Annotated in this window: 22 protein-coding genes; 10 read left to right on the forward strand and 12 right to left on the reverse strand. The window is 70.8% G+C overall.

Going from position 1 to position 17472, the window contains the following annotated elements:
- The first annotated feature begins 264 nt into the window (after window positions 1–264).
- The 4 genes from MFF26_RS07275 to MFF26_RS07290 are packed head-to-tail and all read left to right on the forward strand — an operon-like array spanning window position 265 to window position 2339.
- Entirely contained in the window at window positions 265–882 is a 618-nt protein-coding gene (locus MFF26_RS07275) for a hypothetical protein (protein WP_012452138.1), read from the forward strand.
- Entirely contained in the window at window positions 854–1207 is a 354-nt protein-coding gene (locus tag MFF26_RS07280; RefSeq protein WP_444543614.1) for a L5-gp82 domain-containing phage-derived protein, read from the forward strand. The genes MFF26_RS07275 and MFF26_RS07280 overlap by 29 nt, the downstream gene beginning before the upstream one ends.
- Window positions 1204–2034, forward strand: coding sequence for a metallophosphoesterase (locus MFF26_RS07285; protein ID WP_012452136.1), 831 nt, complete (start codon window positions 1204–1206; stop codon window positions 2032–2034). Before MFF26_RS07280 ends, MFF26_RS07285 begins: the two co-directional genes overlap by 4 nt.
- 2 nt (window positions 2035–2036) lie before the next feature.
- Window positions 2037–2339: a hypothetical protein gene (locus MFF26_RS07290; protein WP_012452135.1), complete on the forward strand. Its 303-nt coding sequence runs from the start codon at window positions 2037–2039 to the stop codon at window positions 2337–2339.
- Here the strand turns inward: MFF26_RS07290 and MFF26_RS07295 are convergent.
- The 4 genes from MFF26_RS07295 to MFF26_RS07310 form a co-directional block, all read right to left on the reverse strand.
- Window positions 2336–2695, reverse strand: a complete 360-nt coding sequence (locus tag MFF26_RS07295; RefSeq protein WP_012452134.1) for a hypothetical protein — start codon at window positions 2693–2695, stop codon at window positions 2336–2338. The genes MFF26_RS07290 and MFF26_RS07295 overlap by 4 nt on opposite strands.
- Before the next feature lie 330 nt (window positions 2696–3025).
- Window positions 3026–4306 carry a cation:proton antiporter gene (locus tag MFF26_RS07300; protein ID WP_238307817.1) on the reverse strand — a complete coding sequence of 427 codons (1281 nt, stop codon included), beginning with the start codon at window positions 4304–4306 and terminating at the stop codon, window positions 3026–3028.
- A gap of 325 nt (window positions 4307–4631) precedes the next feature.
- On the reverse strand, window positions 4632–5159 hold the full coding sequence (locus tag MFF26_RS07305) for a DUF421 domain-containing protein (protein WP_238307818.1): 528 nt from the start codon (window positions 5157–5159) through the stop codon (window positions 4632–4634).
- 91 nt (window positions 5160–5250) lie between these two features.
- Window positions 5251–5517 carry a hypothetical protein gene (locus tag MFF26_RS07310; RefSeq protein ID WP_147025459.1) on the reverse strand — a complete coding sequence of 89 codons (267 nt, stop codon included), beginning with the start codon at window positions 5515–5517 and terminating at the stop codon, window positions 5251–5253.
- A gap of 158 nt (window positions 5518–5675) precedes the next feature.
- Here MFF26_RS07310 and MFF26_RS07315 point away from each other — a divergent pair, with 158 nt between their 5' ends.
- The gene (locus MFF26_RS07315; protein ID WP_026105871.1) at window positions 5676–5915 is read left to right on the forward strand and encodes a mechanosensitive ion channel domain-containing protein; all 240 of its coding nucleotides are present in this window, start codon (window positions 5676–5678) and stop codon (window positions 5913–5915) included.
- Here the strand turns inward: MFF26_RS07315 and MFF26_RS07320 are convergent, their stop codons facing one another.
- Together MFF26_RS07320 and MFF26_RS07325 are read right to left on the reverse strand one after the other, a co-directional pair.
- Window positions 5916–6110, reverse strand: a complete 195-nt coding sequence (locus tag MFF26_RS07320; protein ID WP_238307819.1) for a hypothetical protein — start codon at window positions 6108–6110, stop codon at window positions 5916–5918.
- 153 nt (window positions 6111–6263) lie between these two features.
- Window positions 6264–7034: a potassium channel family protein gene (locus tag MFF26_RS07325; protein ID WP_238307820.1), complete on the reverse strand. Its 771-nt coding sequence runs from the start codon at window positions 7032–7034 to the stop codon at window positions 6264–6266.
- Between the two features lie 229 nt (window positions 7035–7263).
- On the opposite strand from MFF26_RS07325, the gene nhaA reads away from it, so the two are divergent.
- The 3 genes from nhaA (at window position 7264) to MFF26_RS07340 (ending at window position 10420) form a co-directional block, all read left to right on the forward strand.
- Complete coding sequence (gene nhaA, locus MFF26_RS07330) at window positions 7264–8481, forward strand: Na+/H+ antiporter NhaA (RefSeq protein WP_238307821.1); 1218 nt, start codon at window positions 7264–7266, stop codon at window positions 8479–8481.
- A gap of 88 nt (window positions 8482–8569) precedes the next feature.
- The gene (locus MFF26_RS07335) at window positions 8570–9049 is read left to right on the forward strand and encodes an MgtC/SapB family protein (protein WP_003599709.1); all 480 of its coding nucleotides are present in this window, start codon (window positions 8570–8572) and stop codon (window positions 9047–9049) included.
- Between the two features lie 66 nt (window positions 9050–9115).
- Window positions 9116–10420 (forward strand): DUF2254 domain-containing protein, encoded by a 1305-nt coding sequence (locus MFF26_RS07340; protein ID WP_238307822.1) that lies wholly within the window; start codon window positions 9116–9118, stop codon window positions 10418–10420.
- 447 nt (window positions 10421–10867) lie between these two features.
- On the opposite strand, the gene MFF26_RS07345 is transcribed toward MFF26_RS07340, so the two are convergent.
- From MFF26_RS07345 to MFF26_RS07370, 6 genes are all read right to left on the reverse strand, one after another.
- Complete coding sequence (locus MFF26_RS07345; RefSeq protein WP_238307823.1) at window positions 10868–11533, reverse strand: response regulator; 666 nt, start codon at window positions 11531–11533, stop codon at window positions 10868–10870.
- An 18-nt stretch (window positions 11534–11551) separates the two neighbouring features.
- A complete protein-coding gene (locus tag MFF26_RS07350; RefSeq protein WP_238307824.1) occupies window positions 11552–13618 on the reverse strand; it encodes a sensor histidine kinase in 2067 nt (688 codons plus the stop codon).
- A complete protein-coding gene (locus MFF26_RS07355) occupies window positions 13602–13994 on the reverse strand; it encodes a hypothetical protein (RefSeq protein ID WP_238307825.1) in 393 nt (130 codons plus the stop codon). Before MFF26_RS07355 ends, MFF26_RS07350 begins: the two co-directional genes overlap by 17 nt.
- An 83-nt stretch (window positions 13995–14077) precedes the next feature.
- Window positions 14078–14293: a ribosome modulation factor gene (locus MFF26_RS07360; protein ID WP_003599702.1), complete on the reverse strand. Its 216-nt coding sequence runs from the start codon at window positions 14291–14293 to the stop codon at window positions 14078–14080.
- Between the two features lie 186 nt (window positions 14294–14479).
- The gene (locus tag MFF26_RS07365; RefSeq protein WP_238307826.1) at window positions 14480–14977 is read right to left on the reverse strand and encodes a PRC-barrel domain-containing protein; all 498 of its coding nucleotides are present in this window, start codon (window positions 14975–14977) and stop codon (window positions 14480–14482) included.
- 119 nt (window positions 14978–15096) lie between these two features.
- The gene (locus MFF26_RS07370) at window positions 15097–15519 is read right to left on the reverse strand and encodes a hypothetical protein (RefSeq protein WP_231345986.1); all 423 of its coding nucleotides are present in this window, start codon (window positions 15517–15519) and stop codon (window positions 15097–15099) included.
- Between the two features lie 865 nt (window positions 15520–16384).
- Between MFF26_RS07370 and MFF26_RS07375 the strand changes: the two genes are divergently transcribed.
- Entirely contained in the window at window positions 16385–16552 is a 168-nt protein-coding gene (locus MFF26_RS07375) for a hypothetical protein (protein WP_231345987.1), read from the forward strand.
- 123 nt (window positions 16553–16675) lie between these two features.
- Window positions 16676–17422, forward strand: coding sequence for a MauE/DoxX family redox-associated membrane protein (locus tag MFF26_RS07380; protein WP_231345988.1), 747 nt, complete (start codon window positions 16676–16678; stop codon window positions 17420–17422).
- The last annotated feature ends 50 nt before the right edge of the window (window positions 17423–17472 follow it).

Below are 17472 nucleotides of genomic sequence, written 5' to 3' on the forward strand. Positions count from 1 at the left end.
CCCGTCCTCGAAATGGCCGTCTCGACCGTGCGCGGCCGCGACGAGCAGGGCCTCGTCCGACCCGAGCTCGCCGCCTGCTCCCTGGCCGTCCTGCGCCTCGGAGCGCGCGTACGCCCTCGGCCTCTACGCCCCGTCCGACGTCCGCCTGCTCTGCCAAGCGGTGCTCCGGCTGGCAGAGGCGCTGCCCGCAAATCCGGACGACCGTCGGGAGCCGCGGGAATGAAACGGATCCGCGGACCTCCCCCCTGACCCTAGGAGCAAGCCATGATCGCAGAGGAATTCTACGGCATCGCGGGCGCGGCGCTGCGCACGTACTGGGGCGCGGACAGCATCGCGGTGACCGCGGTCGAGCCGTCCCGTCACGGGCCGCTCGTGCGGTGGAGCGCGCCCCTCCTCGCCGTCGAGCGCGAGCGCCGGGACGACGCGAACTCGACGTTCGTCGGGCCGGTCCCGGGGCCGTTCATGCTGACCCTGCTCGCGCGGACCCTCGCATGCCGGTGGCGAGACGGCGCGCCCCGCAGTCCCCTCGACTGGCGCGAGCGCCTGGCCCGCAAGCACCGGCCCGTCTTCGGGCAGGGCGGGTTCGAGTGCGGCCCCGGGTGGCGGTGGCTCTGGGAAGGAGCGGCCGAGCTCATGCGGGAGACCGGCGTCCCCGACGGCTTCCACTCGACGCAGATGAAGGAGAAGTTTGGGAGTATTCGCTGGTACTACGACGCCAACGAGAACTGCGAATACACGCAAAGCCTAGTCGACAGCGTCGAGCACCTGAGCGCGTACATCTGCGAGGAATGCGGCCGCCCCGGCCGCGTCCGGCAGGGCGGCTGGCTCCGCTGTCTCTGCCCCGAGCACGCGAATGGCCGGCGGGTCGTCGGCGGTGGCTGAGGTCTACAGACACCGCCCCCGTGGCCTCTGGTCTGTCCGGGAATGCGGACGCGTGGTCGGCCACCGCGAGGCGATCGCCCTCGTCGGCGTCATCCTCCGGGCGTCCGAGGCGGCCCGCCTCCGGTGCCTGCGGACGGGCGCCCGGGACGTCCACGCATGGGCAGCCGGCACGGTGGCGGACCTGCCCCGACCGGAGGGCGCGCGGCGGTTGCTGTACCGGATCGAGGAGCCGGGCTTCCGGGTCGAGGGGGCGGTCGTAACGAGGGCGGCCGCGGCGTGGTTCGAGGCGGATGGGTCGGCCTGGTGTGAGGGGGGAGAGGGGTGACGACCGTCTGGATTCTGAGCGACCTGCACATCGACGCGACCCCATGGGTGCCGCCCCCCGGCCCGCGCGTCGATGTCGCCATCGTCGCCGGCGACATCGCCGACGGCCTCACCCGACGAGCGCTCCCTTGGCTCGCCGAGCACGTCGTCCCCCGCGCGCGGCACGTCATCTATGCGCCGGGCAACCACGACTTCTGGCGGGTCCGCCTGCCCGACGAGCTCGCCCGCGCCCGGGACGCCGCGGCGGCGGCCGGGGTCACCCTTCTCGACAGCGGGCAGTCCCGGCGCGTCGGCGAGATCGAGATCATCGGGGCCACGCTCTGGACGGACTACGCCATCGCGGGCGCGGGGCATCAGGCTCTGGCGATGCGGGTGGCCGGCGACCGGCAGACCGGGATGAGGGATCACCGCCTCATCCAGACACGGGACAGGCTGGGAACCCCGGCCCCCTTCCGGCCCCCGGCGGCGGCCGCGCTTCACGCCGAGCACCGCGCGCGGATTGAGCGCCGCCTCGCCGAGCCCTGGGCCGGGCCGAGGATCGTCGTGACCCATCATGCGCCCCACCCGCGCAGCCTGCTCCACGGCGAGGTCCGCGAGGTGATCGACGCGGCGTACGCCAGCGACCTGACCGCGATCCTGGAGGGCGAGCACGCCCCGGATCTCTGGATCCACGGGCACGTGCACCGGACGGTCGATTACCGGGTCGGGTGCACGAGGGTGCTCGCCAACGCCCGCGGGCACGACACCTCGCACCGGCGCCGCTCCGGCGAGTGGGTCGTCGAGCTGGAAAACCCCGACTTCGACCCCGCCCTCGTCCTGGAGCTCTGAAGATGCGCGCCCTGTTCCTCGCCCTGCTTGCCACCGCGCCGGCCGCCGCCGCGGAGCCCCAGCCTGCCCCGGGCCGCTACTGCGCCGCCGGGCAGGACCTCCCCGGCATCTCGATCGGCCCGGGGCGGGGCGTTGGCATCGACCTCATGGATTGCCCGATCGCCACGATCGCCCGCGGCCGCGTCCGCGCCGCCCGGTGCTACGGCATGGGCGGGGCGGAGGTCCCCTACGACGCGGACCTCGTCGTGCGCCCCGACGGCAGCCTGGAGCACGACGGCGCGCTCTTCCGCCCCTGCCACCGCTAGTCCTCGCCCGTGCCCACGAGGGCGTCGATCTGGCGGTCCCGGCGGCGAGCCAGCGTGCGCGACCACGAGAGCGCCCGCTCGGGCACGGCCGCCTCTCCGCAGAGCCAGCGCCGGACCTGCCGGGGATCCTCGCCCACGTCACGGGCGAGCTCGGTCGTCCAGCAGGTCCCGTAGAGCAGCTCCCCGATCGCGCGCACCTCCGCGACCGCGGCGAGCATGGGCGGCCCCCGATTGCCGGTGCGGCCGGCCTGCCCGACGAGGGCCTGCGCGGTCGGGCGCGCCTCTGCCCGAGCCCGCGCGATCCGGCGGTCTCTCTCGGCGTCGCGGCGGTCCTGCGCGGAAATGATATTCAACATGACTTAGGTATTCTGGGTGGGGCTAACCCATTGATCCGATGAAGAGTTTGCACAGTTTGCGGATCCCTAAATGGCGGCGGTTGGCCTAGAAGCCGGGGATCACGTCCTGGGACGTGGCGGCGGCGCCCCGGCAGAAGTGCTCGGAGGCGGCACGGAACCCGGTGTCGGTGACCCGGAGCCGGCACCGGCCGCTCCCCCCGGCCACCTCGATGGGACCGGATGCCAAGCGTCAGGATCGCGCCAGTAGGAGACCTTAAGCCTTAAACGATCAAAGGTCCGCTTCTGACGCCAGAGCGGATGCTGATGCGAGGGCAATACGCATGACGGTCATCACGGCGCCGGTGAACTGCGGCTGCCACCGGCCCCATCGACCATGCGGCGGGCGACGAGGCCGAGGGTCGAGCCCTGGACGATGATGGAGAACAGCACGACGGCATAGGTCGCGGCGAGCAGCGCTGGCTTGTGCTCGCCCTCCGGCACGGAAAGGGCCAGCGCAACGGAGATGCCTCCGCGCACGCCGGCCCAGGTCAGGAACGGCACGTTGCGCGCCGAGAGGTTGCCGCCCCACCGGAAGGCGAGGAGCGGCGCCGAGACTGCCGCGAGCCGCGCGGCCAGCACGATGGGGACGGCGCACGCGGCGAGGATGAGCCCGCCGGCCTGGAAGCGCAGGACCAAGACCTCCAAGCCGATAAGCAGGAACAGCACAGAATTCAGCACCTCGTCGATCAGGGTCCAGAGCGAGGACACGTATCCTTGCGTCTCGTCACTCATCGCGTCGCGCGGCGCCCGGTCGCCGACGAGCAGCCCCGCCGCGACCACCGCGAGCGGGCCGCTGAAGTGGAGCTTCTGCGCGAGCGCGTAGGTGCCGGCGACGAGCGCAAGGGTGATCAGCACTTCCACGGGGAAGTCGTCGATGGCCCGCATGGCCCGGTAGGCGACGTAGCCAGTGACCACGCCGAGGACGAGCCCGCCGCCGGCCTCTTGCAGGAGCAGGCGGGCGACGCCGCCGGCGCTGGTCGCCTCCCCGGCCGAGCCGGCGGCGAACGCGACGAGGACCGTGAACAGCACGATGCCGATGCCGTCGTTGAACAGGGCCTCGCCCTGCATCTCGACCTCAAGCGCCTCCGGCACCCTCACGTTCTTAAGGGTGGCCAGTACCGCGACCGGGTCGGTCGGGCTGATCAGCGCGCCGAACACGAGGGCCCAAGCGAGGGGGACGGGCTGGCCGAGGGCGTCGGCCGCGAACCAGAAGGCGCCTCCGACGATGGCGGTGGAGATCAGCGTGCCGACGAGGGCGAGCGTCGCCACCGCCCAGGCCCGGTTGCGCAGGGCGCGTAGGTCCAGGCTCATGGCGCCGGCGAACAGTAGGAAGGCCAGCATGCCGTTCATCACCACGTCGGTGAAGTCGACTTGGCGAAGGACCTGCGTCAGATCCTCGTAGAGGTGCTGAGATGGGAAGGCCAAGTCGAGGCCGACGAGGGCGAGCGAGGCGAGCAGCCCCATCACCAAAAGGCCGATGGTGTGCGGCAGCCGCAGGTAGCGGTGATTCAGCCAGCCGAACAGGGCCGACAGGGTCAGCAGCAGAGCGGCGAGGTCGAAAATGGAGATCACGAGCGTTCCCCCCTTAGGCCGCAGGCGGGTGCTTGGGGCTTCGCAGAAAGCAGGCTCAATGTGCCTGCAGTCGTTCGGTCGCGCCGACGTTCCTGGCCTCCCGCGGCGCCTCCGCCGCCGGGCCTGCGCCGGACCGGCCGCGGAGACGCAGGAGATAAGGGAAGTGGTCCGAGCCAAAGGCGCCGAGACATTCTACCGAGACCACCGCGAAACCGCCTTCGTGGAAGCAGCCGCACCACCTGCCTCTCGGCCAAGACAAGCGAGACGAGGCTCGCGGTCGCGAGGGTCCCGAGTAGCACGGTCACCGTGACGTGCGCGAGCGCCGTCACGAGCGGGACCGGTCCGTCTCCGGCCGCGCGACGCCGTTCAGCCCGTCCCCGCGCCCGGACAGGGCCTTCAGCACGCTGATCGACCCATCGGTCTCAAGCACCACCGCGGCGGCCTGCGAAAGGTCGTCGAGACCCTCGGAGCGCAACGCCGCGAGGACGTCGTCCCGGGTCATACGCTGGCGGCGCATTGCGCCCTCGACCAAACGTCCGTCATGGGCGAGCAAGGTCGGCTCCGACTTGATCAGCGCCTTGACCCTGGGCGAGCGCACGCTTGACCACGTGATCAGGAACTGAAGCCCGATCAACGTCGCCAGGGCGAGCACGCCTTCCAGGAGCGCCACCGACTTGGTCAGCACGATGGAGGACAACGTCGAGCCGAGCGCCACGGTCACGACGAGGTCGAAGGCGTTGAGCTTGGTCAGGGTGCGCTTGCCGGAGATCCTGAGGAACAGGATGAGGGCCAGATAGGCCAGCGGCCCGACGACCAGGACCCGGATTAGGCCGTGCCAAGTGTCGAAGAACATCGACGGTGACCTCTTGGATTATCGACCGCGGGCAGCGCCACCGCGTAGGGCAATTCGGGAGGCCGGCCCGCACGAGTGCGAGAATCGGCCGTCAGCGCATGTCTTTGGGCAGGTGCTTGACCGGGTGCGTCCCGCCTCCCTCGCCCTTGCCCTGGACCGTCCCCTCCGACTGCATCACGTCCGTCGAGGACTGGATGACGTTCGGCGGCGCGACCTGGCCGGAGGGCTGGTCGCGCGGTGCGGCACCATCGTCCTTCACCGTCGATGTCCCGGGCGGGAGCGTTCCGGCCGTCGGCTGGTCGATGGCGCTGCCGGCTGACTGCGCGGCGGCCGGCAGCGCCACGACCCCCGAGAGCATAGCGACGGCGCCGGCAAATAGGATGGCTGCGATACAACGGTAAGAGAGAAGACGACCGGCGGTCACCAAGATATCTCGCTTTGTTCGATGCGCCCGTGCGACGGGTATGCCGAGTTGCAAGTATTCCCCGAACGGCTTGGTTCCTGGCGGGATGGAAAGTGAACGACGCGCTGCATAACCTGCTCGCCGACATCCTGAACCTGCTGACGCAGCCCTTCGTCATCGGCGACCAGATCCGGGCGGGCAGCCACGAGTACACTGTCGAGGACGCCTGGGTGCGGGCCACAGTACTTCGCACCTACGACAACCAGCGTGTGCTGCCCCGAACGCGACGCTGTTCGCGGACAAGATCACGATCATCACCGCGCACGAGAGGCGACACCTCGCCGTCCCGCTGACTAACCGAGGGCGTGCTGGCCGACCCGCCGCCCGAGGCCCAGGTCTGGGGGCTGGGAGCGGCCAGCGTCGACATGACCGCCCGGCTGTAAATCGATCCGCCCCGGCGGCGCGACGCGGTCGATGCCCTCGACCATGCCATCGCCGAGGAAGCGCCGAACGCCGCCGGCATCGACCTGCCGTACCCGACCGGCCAAGTGCTGTTCCACGACCAGACCGAGGAGACCTACGGAAACCGCTCTCGTCTGTGCGAGGGCTTGCCCGCCGGCCGGAATCCCCCGCTCGGCCGCTGACAGGTCACATGGCAGCGAAGAGAGGCCGACGGGTAGGAACGCGCTTGAGCGCCCGCCTTAGTAGGCGCCCTCGTCAGGGATGTTCAGGCCGGTGCCGCAGGCCTTGCAGTGCACGGCGTCCGTCTCGTGCCGCTGCAGGCCGCAGGTCGGGCAGGGGAAGCGTACCTTGTAGGGCCGGAACAGCACCTGGGCGAGGCGCAGGAACAGCGTCACCCCGCAGATCATCACCACCACCGAGACGAGGCGACCGCCGGTCCCGTGCAGGGTGACGTCGCCGTAGCCCGTCGTCGTCAGCGAGGTGACCGTGAAGTAGAGCGCGTCGACGTAGTTGCCGATGGCCGGATTGCGCCCGTGCTGCGTGGCGAAGACGATGCCGGTCATCACGAACACGAACACCGCAAGGTTCACCGCCGCGATGATCACCTCCTCGTTGCGCCGGAAGAACGGGAAGTCGGCGCGCAGGCGGTCGAGCAGCTGGTAGGTGCGTAGCAGCCGCAGGGTGCGCAGGATGCGCAGGAAGCCCGCCCCCTCGCCGACGGTGGGCGCGAGGAACGAGGCGATGGCCGCGAGGTCGGCCCAGGTGGTCGGACGCAGGAACTCGCGGCCCGGCCGCGGGCAGATGGCCAGCCGCGACAGGAAGTCCGCGGTCACCGCCGCCCCGATCAGCACATCGACGCCCTCGACGAGCGGTTCGCGCGGCATGAATGAGGAGACGATGATGAACAGCAGCGTGGCGAGGTCGAAGGCGAGCAGGCCGTAGCGGAAGCCGTGGGCGCGGTCGGTGTCGCCTTCGTACAGGGCTCGAAGCCTCTCTGTCAGGTGTGGCATGCGCCTGGAAATGCTCACTCGCGGGGCTCGGAGGCCGAAACCCGTACACCGGACACGGTTCCAGCCACCTGAACGGGGTGCCGCCCGTCGCACCCGCCTTGTGTCGTCACCGGGGCCGGGTTGTGCCTGCCGCACGCCGATGCGATAGCCCGCACGAGGGTGCGCGGTCCGTCGGTCGGACCGGCAGGACGAGCGCTGGTCGGGCCGCCAGCGCCGGAGACCCGTGCCCGTGTCGTCCTCCCCCCATGCCGTTGCGCGGCCTCGCCGCCGTCCCCTGTCGGCCCTGCGCGACACGCTCGTCAGCGAGGCCGGCGGCGGCCTCGTCCTGATGGCCAGCGCGGCGCTCGCGCTCGTGGTGGCGAACTCCGCCCTGGCGGACACCTACTTCGCCGCGCTCAAGGCCTATCTCGGCCCGCTCTCGGTCCTTCATTGGATCAACGATGCCCTGATGGCCGTGTTCTTCCTGCTCGTCGGGCTGGAGATCAAGCGCGAGATGCTGGACGGGCGCCTGCGGACCTGGCCCGACCGTGTGCTGCCGGGGCTGGCCGCGGCGGGGGGAATGGCCGCCCCGGCCCTCGTATACGCCGCCGTGAACTGGTCTTCGCCCGAGACGCTGCGGGGCTGGGCGATCCCGGCCGCCACAGACATCGCCTTCGCCCTCGGCGTCCTGGCGCTGCTGGGATCGCGGGTGCCGGTATCGCTGAAGGTGTTCCTGACGGCGCTCGCCATCATCGACGACCTCGGCGCGGTGCTCATCATCGCGGTGTTCTTCACCGCCGACCTGTCGCTGCCGATGCTGGGCGGGGCCGCTCTGGTCCTCGCCGTGCTGTACGGGATGAACAAGGCCGGCGTGGCCCGCCTCTGGCCCTACCTCCTGCTCGGCGTGGTCCTGTGGGTCCTCGTGCTCAGGTCCGGGGTGCACGCCACCGTTGCCGGGGTTCTCCTGGCGATGACGGTGCCGTTGCGGCTGAGCGTGGGCAAGCCGGACGACCCGACCTCGCCGCTGCACCGCCTCGAACACGCGGTGCAGCCGTGGTCGGCCTACCTGATCCTGCCGGTCTTCGGCTTCGCCAACGCGGGCGTGTCGCTGGCCGGGTTCGCCCCGCACATGCTGCTCGACCCGGTCACGCTCGGCGTGGCGCTCGGCCTGTTCGTCGGCAAGCAGCTCGGCGTGTTCGGCCTCGTTCTCGCCGCGGTGCGCCTCGGGGTGGCGCAGCGTCCGGCCCACGCGACCTGGGCGCAGGTCTACGGCGTCTCGCTTCTCTGCGGCGTCGGCTTCACCATGAGCCTGTTCATCGGCCTCCTCGCCTTCGCGGACGCGCCGGCCCTGGAGGCGGAGGTCAAGATCGGCGTGCTCGCCGGCTCGGTCGCCTGCATGATCTCCGGGGCGCTCGTCCTCCTGGTCGCCACCCCGAGGGAGCAACGCGCGCGGCCAAGCCCGGCCTGACCGAGCGGGCCAATCCGGGAAAGGGGGCGGCCGGCGCGTGTTGAACCCTCGACACTCGCCAAACCTCCCGGGGGGACCGGACCCGTTCATGCTTCTCGACGCCACCGCCATCTCGTTGACGGACATCCTCCTCCGACTCGGTTCGGCCACGGTCTGCGGGCTGGCGCTCGGCTTCGAGCGGGAGCGCAAGGGCAAGGACGCCGGCATCCGTACGCACGCCCTTGTCGCCTTGAGTTCCGCGGTCATCACCACCTCGGCCCTGAGCCTCTACGCCGAGGTGCAGGCCCGCGGCGGCGACGCCGATCCCCTGCGCGTCATTCAAGGGCTTGCGCAGGCCATCGGCTTCATCGCGGCCGGTATGATCTTCGTCGCCCGGGGCGACGCGGAGCGAACCGTCCGCAACCTCACGACGGCCGCCAGCGTCTGGCTCGCGGCCTCGGCCGGCATCGTGGCCGGCGCGGCGCAGTTCACGTTGCTCGCGGTGGCGATGGGCTTCGGGCTGGCCATCCTGGTGCTGATCACCGCGCTCAAGCGGTTCGGGCTCGCCCGGGAGGAAACGGAGGATTGAGCCGATGTCGATGAACGGGAAAGTGCCACCCGCCCGGGCTCGGGCGGCGGAATGGGAGGGGCGCCGGTGAGGGCGAGGGTACGGGCCTGGATCGAGTTCCTGGGCGACCAGTTCTGGCTGCGTCCGGCGCTCGTCGTGCTGGCCTGCATCGGCTTGGCGCAGGCGGCCGTGTGGCTGGAGACCGCGCACATCGCCGGCTACGACCCGTCCTCCCCGGACGCGAACTGGGGCTGGGCCGGAGGCGCCGAGGGGGCAAGGGCGCTGCTCAGCGCCGTCGCTTCCTCCACCATCGGGGTGGCGGGCACCACCTTCTCGATCACCATCGCGGCGCTGACGCTGGCCTCGAATCAGATGGGGCCGCGGCTCCTGCGCAACTTCGTGCGCGACGCCCGCAACCAACTGGTGCTCGGCATCTTCCTCGGCACATTCGCCTACGCGCTGATGGTGCTGCGCACGGTGCGCACCGTCGAGGAGGAGACCTTCGTTCCGCACCTCGCCGTCTCGGGTGCCGTGCTGCTGGCGCTGGTCTCTCTCGGGACGCTGGTGTGGTTCGTCCACCACGTCGCCACCAGCATCAACGTCGAGACCGTGGTCGACACCGTCCACCGCGACCTCTGCGCGGCCGTCGAGGCGCGGACCCGCGACGAGGCCGATGTCCAGCCACCGACGGAAGCCCCGCGCGGCGGCCCGGTCGCGCCGGCGGACGGCGGCTACCTGCAGGCGGTCGACACGGATGGCCTCGCCGACTGGGCGCACGAGCGGCGCGTCGTGCTTGCCCTGAGGGTTCGTCCGGGCGATTTCGTGCCACGGGGATTCCCGGTCGCCTTCCTTTCCGCGGGCGTCGAGGACGCCGCCGAGGCCGTCGGCCGCGCGCTCACTTTCGGACGCCGCCCCGCGGCGTTGCAGGATCTCGAATACTCGGTGCGGCAGCTCGTCGAGATCGCGGTACGGGCGCTCTCGCCCGGCATCAACGACCCGATGACGGCGGGCAGCGTGCTGGACCACCTGGGCGACGCCCTGTGCCGGATCGCGCCGCGCCACCTGCCGACTGGGGCCGTAGCGCGCGAGGGTCGCATCGTGCTCGTCCATCCGGTGACGGACTACGACGGCCTGTGCGACGCGATGTTCCACATGATCCGCCAGAACGCCGCCGGCTCGGTCCACGTGCTCGCGCGGATGCTGGACGTCCTGACACGCGCCGCAGAGGTCGAGCGGCTGACCTCGCGCCTGACCGAGCTCGGGCGCCATGCCGACCTCGTCCTGGCCGCCGCGCGGCGCGACGTGGCCGACCCGAGCGACCTCGCCGACCTTGAGGAGCGGCACGCTCGCTTCCTCCGGGTGAGGACCGGAGCGGGTCGATCCGTCGGGTGAATGAGCAATGCATGCTCGGTCGATGAAGAGCGTGGCGCCTGCGGGGTCGACCCATCGGGATCAAGCGGCGGCTGTACAAGTTGAGCGAAGGACCGCGCCTGACGAGGATCCGATGATCGACAAGCCGAGATATGGTTCGACCCTGACACGCTCGCTCGTGATCATCCCGTTGATGGGCTTCGCAGGAGGCTTGGTGCCACAACCGGCCGCCGCGCAAGACGGGGGCCGGTGGATCGCGCGCGGGCACTCACGAAGGACCGCACCCTACCAAAGGCAAGGCCCGGCGCGGTCGGGACTCCTCCGATCATCACGAGGAGGGGGTCGTCGGTCCGCGGTACGCCCGCCCCATCGAAGGCGCGCGACGCAAGGAGCCGATGATCGTCGGGGAACTCTCTGCGGCAGGCCCGTTCGGGCCGTGGCGTGCGCGGCGGAGCGAAAGGTATGGCGCTACCGCAAGGCCAAGGCGTCGAACCAGCCGTGCGCGGCGCCGTAGCGGATGATCTCGGCGCGGGTTCGCAACCCGAGCTTCTCGGCGGCCCGCGCCTTGTAGGTCTCGACCGACTTCACGCTGACATCGATGCGCCGGGCGATCTCCTTGTTGCTGAAGCCTTGCGCGATCAACCGCAAGGTCTCGGCCTCGCGCGGGCTCAGCGGCTCGCGGCCTTCCGCCGTGCCCGGGCGCCCGTCCGAGCCGGAAGTTTCCGCCAGGGCGTGGCCGGCAATGGAGGGGTCGAGATAGACGCCGCCGGAGGCCACGGCCCGGACCGCCCGGAGCAGGTCGTCCGCAGCCGAGCGCTTGAGGAGGTAGCCGCGCGCGCCGGCTCTCATCAACGGCTGCACGTAGGCCGCGTCCTCGTGGACGGTCAGCACCAGCACCTGGGTGCCGGGGCATTCACCCTTCACCCGCTCCGTCAATTCGAGGCCGTTCAGTCCGGGCATCGAGACGTCGACCACGGCGACGTCGGGCGCGACGGCGCGGATCATCGGCAGCGCCTCTCCGCCGTCGGTGGCCTCGCCGACGAGCTCGACCTCCGGGGCGGCGTTCAGCAGCGCCCGGATGCCCGCGAGGACGACCGGATGGTCGTCGGCCAGGATGACGCGAATACGGTCCATGCTGTTCCCTCTCGTGGGTCAGGCGGCTGGCGTCACCGGGATGCGGACGAACAGCGTGGTGCCGACGCCCGGGGATGCCTCCAGCGCGAGCGTGCCGTTCAGGAGGGTCAAACGCTCGCGGATGCCCGAGAGACCCAGCCGCGGCTCCGTCGGCGTGCGCCCCACGGAAACGGCAGGGCCCGGTTCGAAGCCGACGCCATCGTCCTCGATAATGACCTGGACCTCGTTCGGGCGACGGTCGACGCAGACGCTGACGGTGGCCGCGCGGGCGTGCTTGAGGACGTTGGTGAGCGCCTCCTGCACGATCCGGTAGACCGCGCTCTCGACGGCCGCCGGGAGGCGCGACGCATCCCCGACGAACTCCAGATCGGATCTGACGCCGTGGCGCTGTCCCCACTCGCGCAGCAGCGTCGCCAGCGCCTCGCGCAGCCCGAGGTCGTCCAGGGCGGTCGGGCGCAGGTCGATGGCGGCGCGGTGAATGTCGCGCCCGATCTCGCCGGCGAGGCGCTGCAGCCACTGGATCTGCCGTCCGGCTTCGGTCGAGGTTTCATGCGCGTCGAGCAGACGTTCCAACCCCTTGAGGCCGAGCGACAGGCCGGTCACCGTCTGGCCGACCTGGTCGTGCAGCTCGCGCGCGATCCGGCGCTGTTCATTCTCTTGTGCCTCGCCGAGGCGGCGCAGCAGGTCGAGCCGCTCTGCCTCGGCCCGCTTGCGCGGCTCGATGTCCGAGACCACGCCGTAGACGAGGCCCGCAGGGTCCCCCTGCCGAAGCCGGGGCGCTCGCCCGGTCAGGCGCACCCAGCGCGACGCCGAACCAGCCTGGAAGACCCGGAACTCCACGTCGAGGGTCTTGCCCTCGGCGAGGCTTCGCCGCACCTCCGCCGCCATCCGCTCCCGGTCGCCGGCGTCGACCGCCCGGAAGGCGATGTCGGCATCCGCGGTCATTTCGCGCCCCTCCGGCACCTCCGCTTCCCAACCCAGGAGCTCGGCGGCGCGTCGAGAGGCCGTCACGGTCTCCTCGGCCGTATCCCACCGTAGGGTGCCGAGCTCCGCGGCCTCGGCGGCGACGGCGCCCTGCTCCTCGCTCGACCGCAGGGCGAGGGCGAAGCGCGCCTGCTCGCCCGCCCTCCGCTGGGCCATGTCGCGCCCGACCAGCCCAACCAATGCGAGGCCGAGGCCGATGCTCAGCACGCTGCCGCCGGCCAGCAGGAGGTAGGAACGCGAAACCGGCGCGTTCAGCGTGGCGACCGGCATACCGAAATGCACCGACCAGCCGCCGGTGTCCTTCAGGGTGCGGTAGACGACCTCGACGTCCGGCCCTTCCAGCGTCGATCCGGTGTAGAAGCCCTGCGGCTCCCGCCGGATCGCCGCCAGCAGGGCGGCGCCGGCGGGGTGGCCGAGTTCCTCCGCCTCCGCCCGGGTGCGTGCGATGGTGTTGCCCGCCGCATCGACGATGGTCCCGACCCAGCCCTCCGGCGCGCCCGCGTCGCGAAGGATCGCGCTGACCGCGCTCGTGGCGAGACCGACCGAGAGGACGTGGCGGAGCGTTCCGTCTCGGACGACCGGCACCCGCAGCGCGACGAGGCGCTTGCCCGAGATCGGCCCGAGCGGCCCGATCCCGCCGACCACCGGCCGCCCCGTCCGTACCACCGCATCGAAGCTCGCGCGGTCGGCGGTGGGTCCGAGCTCGTCGTCGAGGGAGCGGAGCAGGTTGACGACCTGGACGCCGTCGGGACCGGCGAGCTCGACGGTCTCCCAGAGCGGGTGCTCCCGCCTCAGTCGCTCGGCCTCGGCATAGAAGGCGGCGAGGTCCGGCCGGTCGAGGCTCGCCGAGGCGGCCTCGGCTCGGAGGACCGCGATCTGCGTGGCGATGTCGGAGGCGACGCGCTCGGCCACCCGGGCCGCGCTCGCCACGGCGGCGCTGCGGGTCAGTGCACGTTGCTGCTGCGCCATGAGCGTCGCCACCCAGCCGCTGAGCAGCAGCACGGGAATGGCGGCCGCCACCGCGAGCGCGACGAAGGTCCTGCCGTTGCCGCGATGGATCTCGGGGCGGCCGGCATCGCCGTTCTCACGTCCGGCGGACATGTGGGGGCAACCGATCAGGCGGGGCCGTGGCGGACGTTCCCGCCGGTGAGACCGGCCGAGCCATGCTCTCCACCACAGGGTCGGCCGCGACCGCGCTGCCCTCGACAGGCATGCCGGCCATGCCGTCATCCCTCAGCACGCGCGGGTCGGTCACCGTCTGCTCGTCGCCGAGGAGGCGACGTCCCGACGCGATCACCTGCAGGACTTGGCGGTCGCCCCCGGTGGCGGCGTTCCGTTCCAGGTCCCGCAGCCGTTCGACAAGGTTCGGCGGCGCGGCCGCACAGTCCTGCAAGCCCGCCTCGACCAGGGCGGTGACCACCCGTTCGAGGCTCCCGAAGGTCCGGCCCTCGAACGAGTGGGGTCGCTTCCGTCCCATCGCCTCTCCGCCGCCTTCCCGACGGTCCTCAAATTTCTGCCTTAGGGCCAGGGAAACCAGGGGTCGAGAGAAAGGTCCGCGACCTAGACCAAGTTCGGGTCAACCGCCCCGTTCCGGGTCGCGGGGCCGCGAGCCGTCACGGCCGGATGGGGAACTCGCTCGGCGAAGTCCCAGGTCGATCCATCGTAACCCTCGTACCAGGCCCGGCGCTCGCGGGAGTCGGCCGGATGGGGGCAGGCATCCCGCGGTCGCCCGAGAGCCCGGGCGCGGGATCCCTGCATGATGACGTCCATGAGCATCGCCACTCCCTCCACCGCCTCGACGTTTACGAAGTGGCTTCGAGTAGCGCCCGTATCCTAGCTGGCGACAAGCGGTTTCGCCGGGCGCTGCCGTTCTCACCGACGCCTGTCAGGTTCATCCCGACACCGCCCGGGCGCTGGAATGCTTGGGCGTGGCCCCGCGGACACGGGACCATGCATCGGGGGTCAGGAGTTCTTGTTGTACTTGAACTCGGGCGCGTTCTTCAGTGCGTCCTTGTCGGTGTCGACCATCGCCTTGAGCTTGCCGTCCGCCTTGTGCAGGAAGATCGACGAGGGGTCGACCAGCACGTAGCGCTCGCCCATGCCGAGGAAGCCGCCGACGCTGACGACGACACCGGTGACCGTCTTGCCGTTGTCGATGACGAGATCCTCGACCTCGCCGATGGTCTCGTTCTTGTTGTTGTAGAGGTTCTTGCCGACGAGCTTCGACGAGGTCACCTCGGCCGGCTTGGCGGTGACGAACTTGATCTTGGCGGTCGCGGTGTCGGCCATGGTCATTCCGCCCACGCCGCCTGCCGAGGTCGGCATCGCGGTGCCGGCCGGCGGCGTTTTCATCTGGTTGGTCTGGGCGTCGGCTGGCGGCTGGGCCGCCTTGTCCTGTGCGAGCGCGGGGCCGGCGAGCACGGAACTCGCGAGGAAGACGCCGAGTGCGAGGTTCTTCATCGGTTTCACCTTTCTATGCTGACGTGGGCTCGACCCGTCCCGAGGTCGGACCGGCGCACGCCGAGGGAGTCGGGAACGGGTGGCGACCCGGCGGGAATGCCGGGTCTCCTCGACGAAGGTCAGTAGCCGCAGGTGCAGTAGGAGCCGCGGGCGCCGTACCCGTATCCGACCGGGGCATAACCGTAGCCGCCGTATCCCCCGTAGTAGGCCGGCCGGACCGCCGTTGCGGCGAGGCCGAGCCCGAGGCCGGCAGCCAGGCCGAGACCGGGATAGCCGCGGCGGTAGCCGTAGCGTCGCCCGTAGCCGTAGCGCGGACCTCCGAAGCCGACGCGACGGTACCCGCCGAAGCCGCGGCGATAGCCACGGAAGCCGACCGAACGGTGCCCACGGAAGCCGTGGCGGACGCCTCGGAAGCCGCCGTGGTGGCCGGCGAAGCCGCCGTGGTGGAAGCCATGGCCCCTGCCGAAGGGCCGCGCCTCGCTCGACGGCGAGAACAGTACCAGGCTCGATACGGCCGCGATGGCCAGTGCGAGACGTTTCATCGGATTTCAGCTCCGTGATGGTGGTGGCTGACCCTTGCGGGCCACGACCGTGACGGGTTCGACGGGGGACCTATGCCTTGGCCCTCGGGCCGGACGTCGCTGCGCCGGACCGCCGGGGACGCTCGGGCTCGGCGTCCCTCTCCCCGCTCATCGGGTGATCTGTGGCATCGTGGGTGGGCGCGCAGTCGGAGAAGACCGCATTCCTGTCGGGACAAACCTGACACGCCCCTGGGCGCCGCCTCGGGGTCGGCTTGCGCGGCCGGTTTGGTTCACGAAAGCTTAAACCGGAGCCGCCGACCCTGTAGCCATCTTGCGGGCGGCGGCTCCGGTCCGACCGATCACAGGGACGAGGGAGAGACATGAGGGCAGCCATCGTTCGGAAGGCTCGGCTCGCTTGGGGAAGACGGCCGGAGACCGGAAGCGCGGCCGGCACGGGCGACGCCCAGGTGCCGACGGTCCCGGCGGATGTGTCCATCGAGGACTGGGCACGCCTCGGCGGTGGCCTGGCATCGGCCGACGCCGACCTTCAATGCGTCCTTGGCGGCACTGCCACTGGCGGCCGCGGCATCCGATATCCCGGTTATGTCGTGTCGCCATCGCCATGACACCGGATCGGGCCAGTCGGTCCTGCAGGCCCCGTCGACCTGCCGACGGTGGCGGCGCTGGCTAAGCGAGCTGCCGGGTCCGGCCAACGACAACGGCGCCACCTCGTGGCCGCTTTGGGCCGCGTGCGGGATGGCGGTGGGTCTGCTCCTGCTCGTCGGCCTGGCCGGTATCCTCGCGTCCTGATGCCGGTCGTTCGCGAGCGCCGACGGTCTAGCCCGATTCGCACGTCCCGGAGCGAACCGGCCGAAGGAGATCTATCATGTCACGTTCCATGCTTCGCAAAGGCCACTGGCGGCAACTCGCCTTCGGGCCATGCCCTGCGGCTCCGCGCGCGTCCGATCTGGTCCTGGCCGTCGTCGCGACGTCCTTGCTCGCGAGCCTCTGCCTGCTGGCGGCGGCCAACGTCGCTGCCGACCTGGCAGGCTGACCGTCGCGGGTTTCGGCCGGCCTCCCGGACGGAACCGGCGGACGCGTCACCGCCGCCCGTGCCGGATACGACGGTTCGCGGGTTGTCCCTCTAACGGGACCACCGGCAACAAGGAGACGATCCATGCTCGACACCACCCGCAGGGCAACCGTCTACCGCATGGTGATGGAGAAGCACGTCTGCCCCTACGGCCTGAAGACCAAGGACCTGCTCGAACGCGAGGGCTTCACGGTCGACGACCACTGGCTGACCACGCGCGAGGAGACCGACGCCTTCAAGGCGGAGCACGGCGTGAAGACCACGCCGCAGACTTTCATCGGCGGGCGGCGCATCGGCGGCTACGACGACCTGCGGCGCCACCTCGGCAAGGAGGTCAAGGATCCCGACGCGACGAGCTACACGCCAGTCGTCGCCGTGTTCGCAATGACCGCCCTGATGGCGTTGGCGGCGAGCTACGCGGCCTACGGGACGCCGCTGACGATGCGTGCAGGCGAGTGGTTCATCGCCTTCAGCATGTGCGTGCTGGCCATCTTGAAGCTGCAGGACGTCGAGTCCTTTTCCTCGATGTTCCTGGGCTACGACCTGCTCGCCCGGCGTTGGGTCCGCTACGCCTACGCCTACCCCTTCTGCGAGGCGCTGGCCGGCGTGCTGATGGTGGCGGGCGCCCTGGACTGGCTTTCGATCCCGGTGGCCCTTTTCATCGGCACGGTCGGCGCCGTCTCGGTGGTCAAGGCGGTCTACGTCGACAAGCGCGAAATCAAATGCGCCTGCGTCGGCGGCTCGGGAAGCGTGCCGCTCGGCTTCGTCTCGTTGACCGAGAACCTGATGATGGTCGCGATGGCCGTCTGGATGCTGGTTGCCCACCACTGAGCGGAGGCCGCGATAGCCCCGTCCTGGCTGCACATCCTCGCAGCGTCATG

It is taken from the genome of Methylorubrum suomiense (assembly GCF_022179765.1).
Taxonomy (GTDB): domain Bacteria; phylum Pseudomonadota; class Alphaproteobacteria; order Rhizobiales; family Beijerinckiaceae; genus Methylobacterium; species Methylobacterium suomiense.

What these genes read in the sequence shown, in the direction of transcription:
- MFF26_RS07310 (WP_147025459.1), bottom strand. Translation starts at nt 5,517, where the DNA reads ATGCTCTCGGGGGTCGTGGCGCTGCCGGCCGCCGCGCAGTCAGCCGGC.
- MFF26_RS07290 (WP_012452135.1), top strand. Translation starts at nt 2,037, where the DNA reads ATGCGCGCCCTGTTCCTCGCCCTGCTTGCCACCGCGCCGGCCGCCGCC.
- MFF26_RS07350 (WP_238307824.1), bottom strand. Translation starts at nt 13,618, where the DNA reads ATGTCCGCCGGACGTGAGAACGGCGATGCCGGCCGCCCCGAGATCCAT.
- MFF26_RS07360 (WP_003599702.1), bottom strand. Translation starts at nt 14,293, where the DNA reads ATGCTCATGGACGTCATCATGCAGGGATCCCGCGCCCGGGCTCTCGGG.
- MFF26_RS07305 (WP_238307818.1), bottom strand. Translation starts at nt 5,159, where the DNA reads ATGTTCTTCGACACTTGGCACGGCCTAATCCGGGTCCTGGTCGTCGGG.
- MFF26_RS07280 (WP_444543614.1), top strand. Translation starts at nt 854, where the DNA reads ATGGCCGGCGGGTCGTCGGCGGTGGCTGAGGTCTACAGACACCGCCCC.
- MFF26_RS07365 (WP_238307826.1), bottom strand. Translation starts at nt 14,977, where the DNA reads ATGAAGAACCTCGCACTCGGCGTCTTCCTCGCGAGTTCCGTGCTCGCC.
- MFF26_RS07295 (WP_012452134.1), bottom strand. Translation starts at nt 2,695, where the DNA reads ATGTTGAATATCATTTCCGCGCAGGACCGCCGCGACGCCGAGAGAGAC.
- MFF26_RS07375 (WP_231345987.1), top strand. Translation starts at nt 16,385, where the DNA reads ATGTCACGTTCCATGCTTCGCAAAGGCCACTGGCGGCAACTCGCCTTC.
- MFF26_RS07275 (WP_012452138.1), top strand. Translation starts at nt 265, where the DNA reads ATGATCGCAGAGGAATTCTACGGCATCGCGGGCGCGGCGCTGCGCACG.
- MFF26_RS07345 (WP_238307823.1), bottom strand. Translation starts at nt 11,533, where the DNA reads ATGGACCGTATTCGCGTCATCCTGGCCGACGACCATCCGGTCGTCCTC.
- MFF26_RS07380 (WP_231345988.1), top strand. Translation starts at nt 16,676, where the DNA reads ATGCTCGACACCACCCGCAGGGCAACCGTCTACCGCATGGTGATGGAG.
- MFF26_RS07335 (WP_003599709.1), top strand. Translation starts at nt 8,570, where the DNA reads ATGCTTCTCGACGCCACCGCCATCTCGTTGACGGACATCCTCCTCCGA.
- MFF26_RS07355 (WP_238307825.1), bottom strand. Translation starts at nt 13,994, where the DNA reads ATGGGACGGAAGCGACCCCACTCGTTCGAGGGCCGGACCTTCGGGAGC.
- MFF26_RS07370 (WP_231345986.1), bottom strand. Translation starts at nt 15,519, where the DNA reads ATGAAACGTCTCGCACTGGCCATCGCGGCCGTATCGAGCCTGGTACTG.
- MFF26_RS07325 (WP_238307820.1), bottom strand. Translation starts at nt 7,034, where the DNA reads ATGCCACACCTGACAGAGAGGCTTCGAGCCCTGTACGAAGGCGACACC.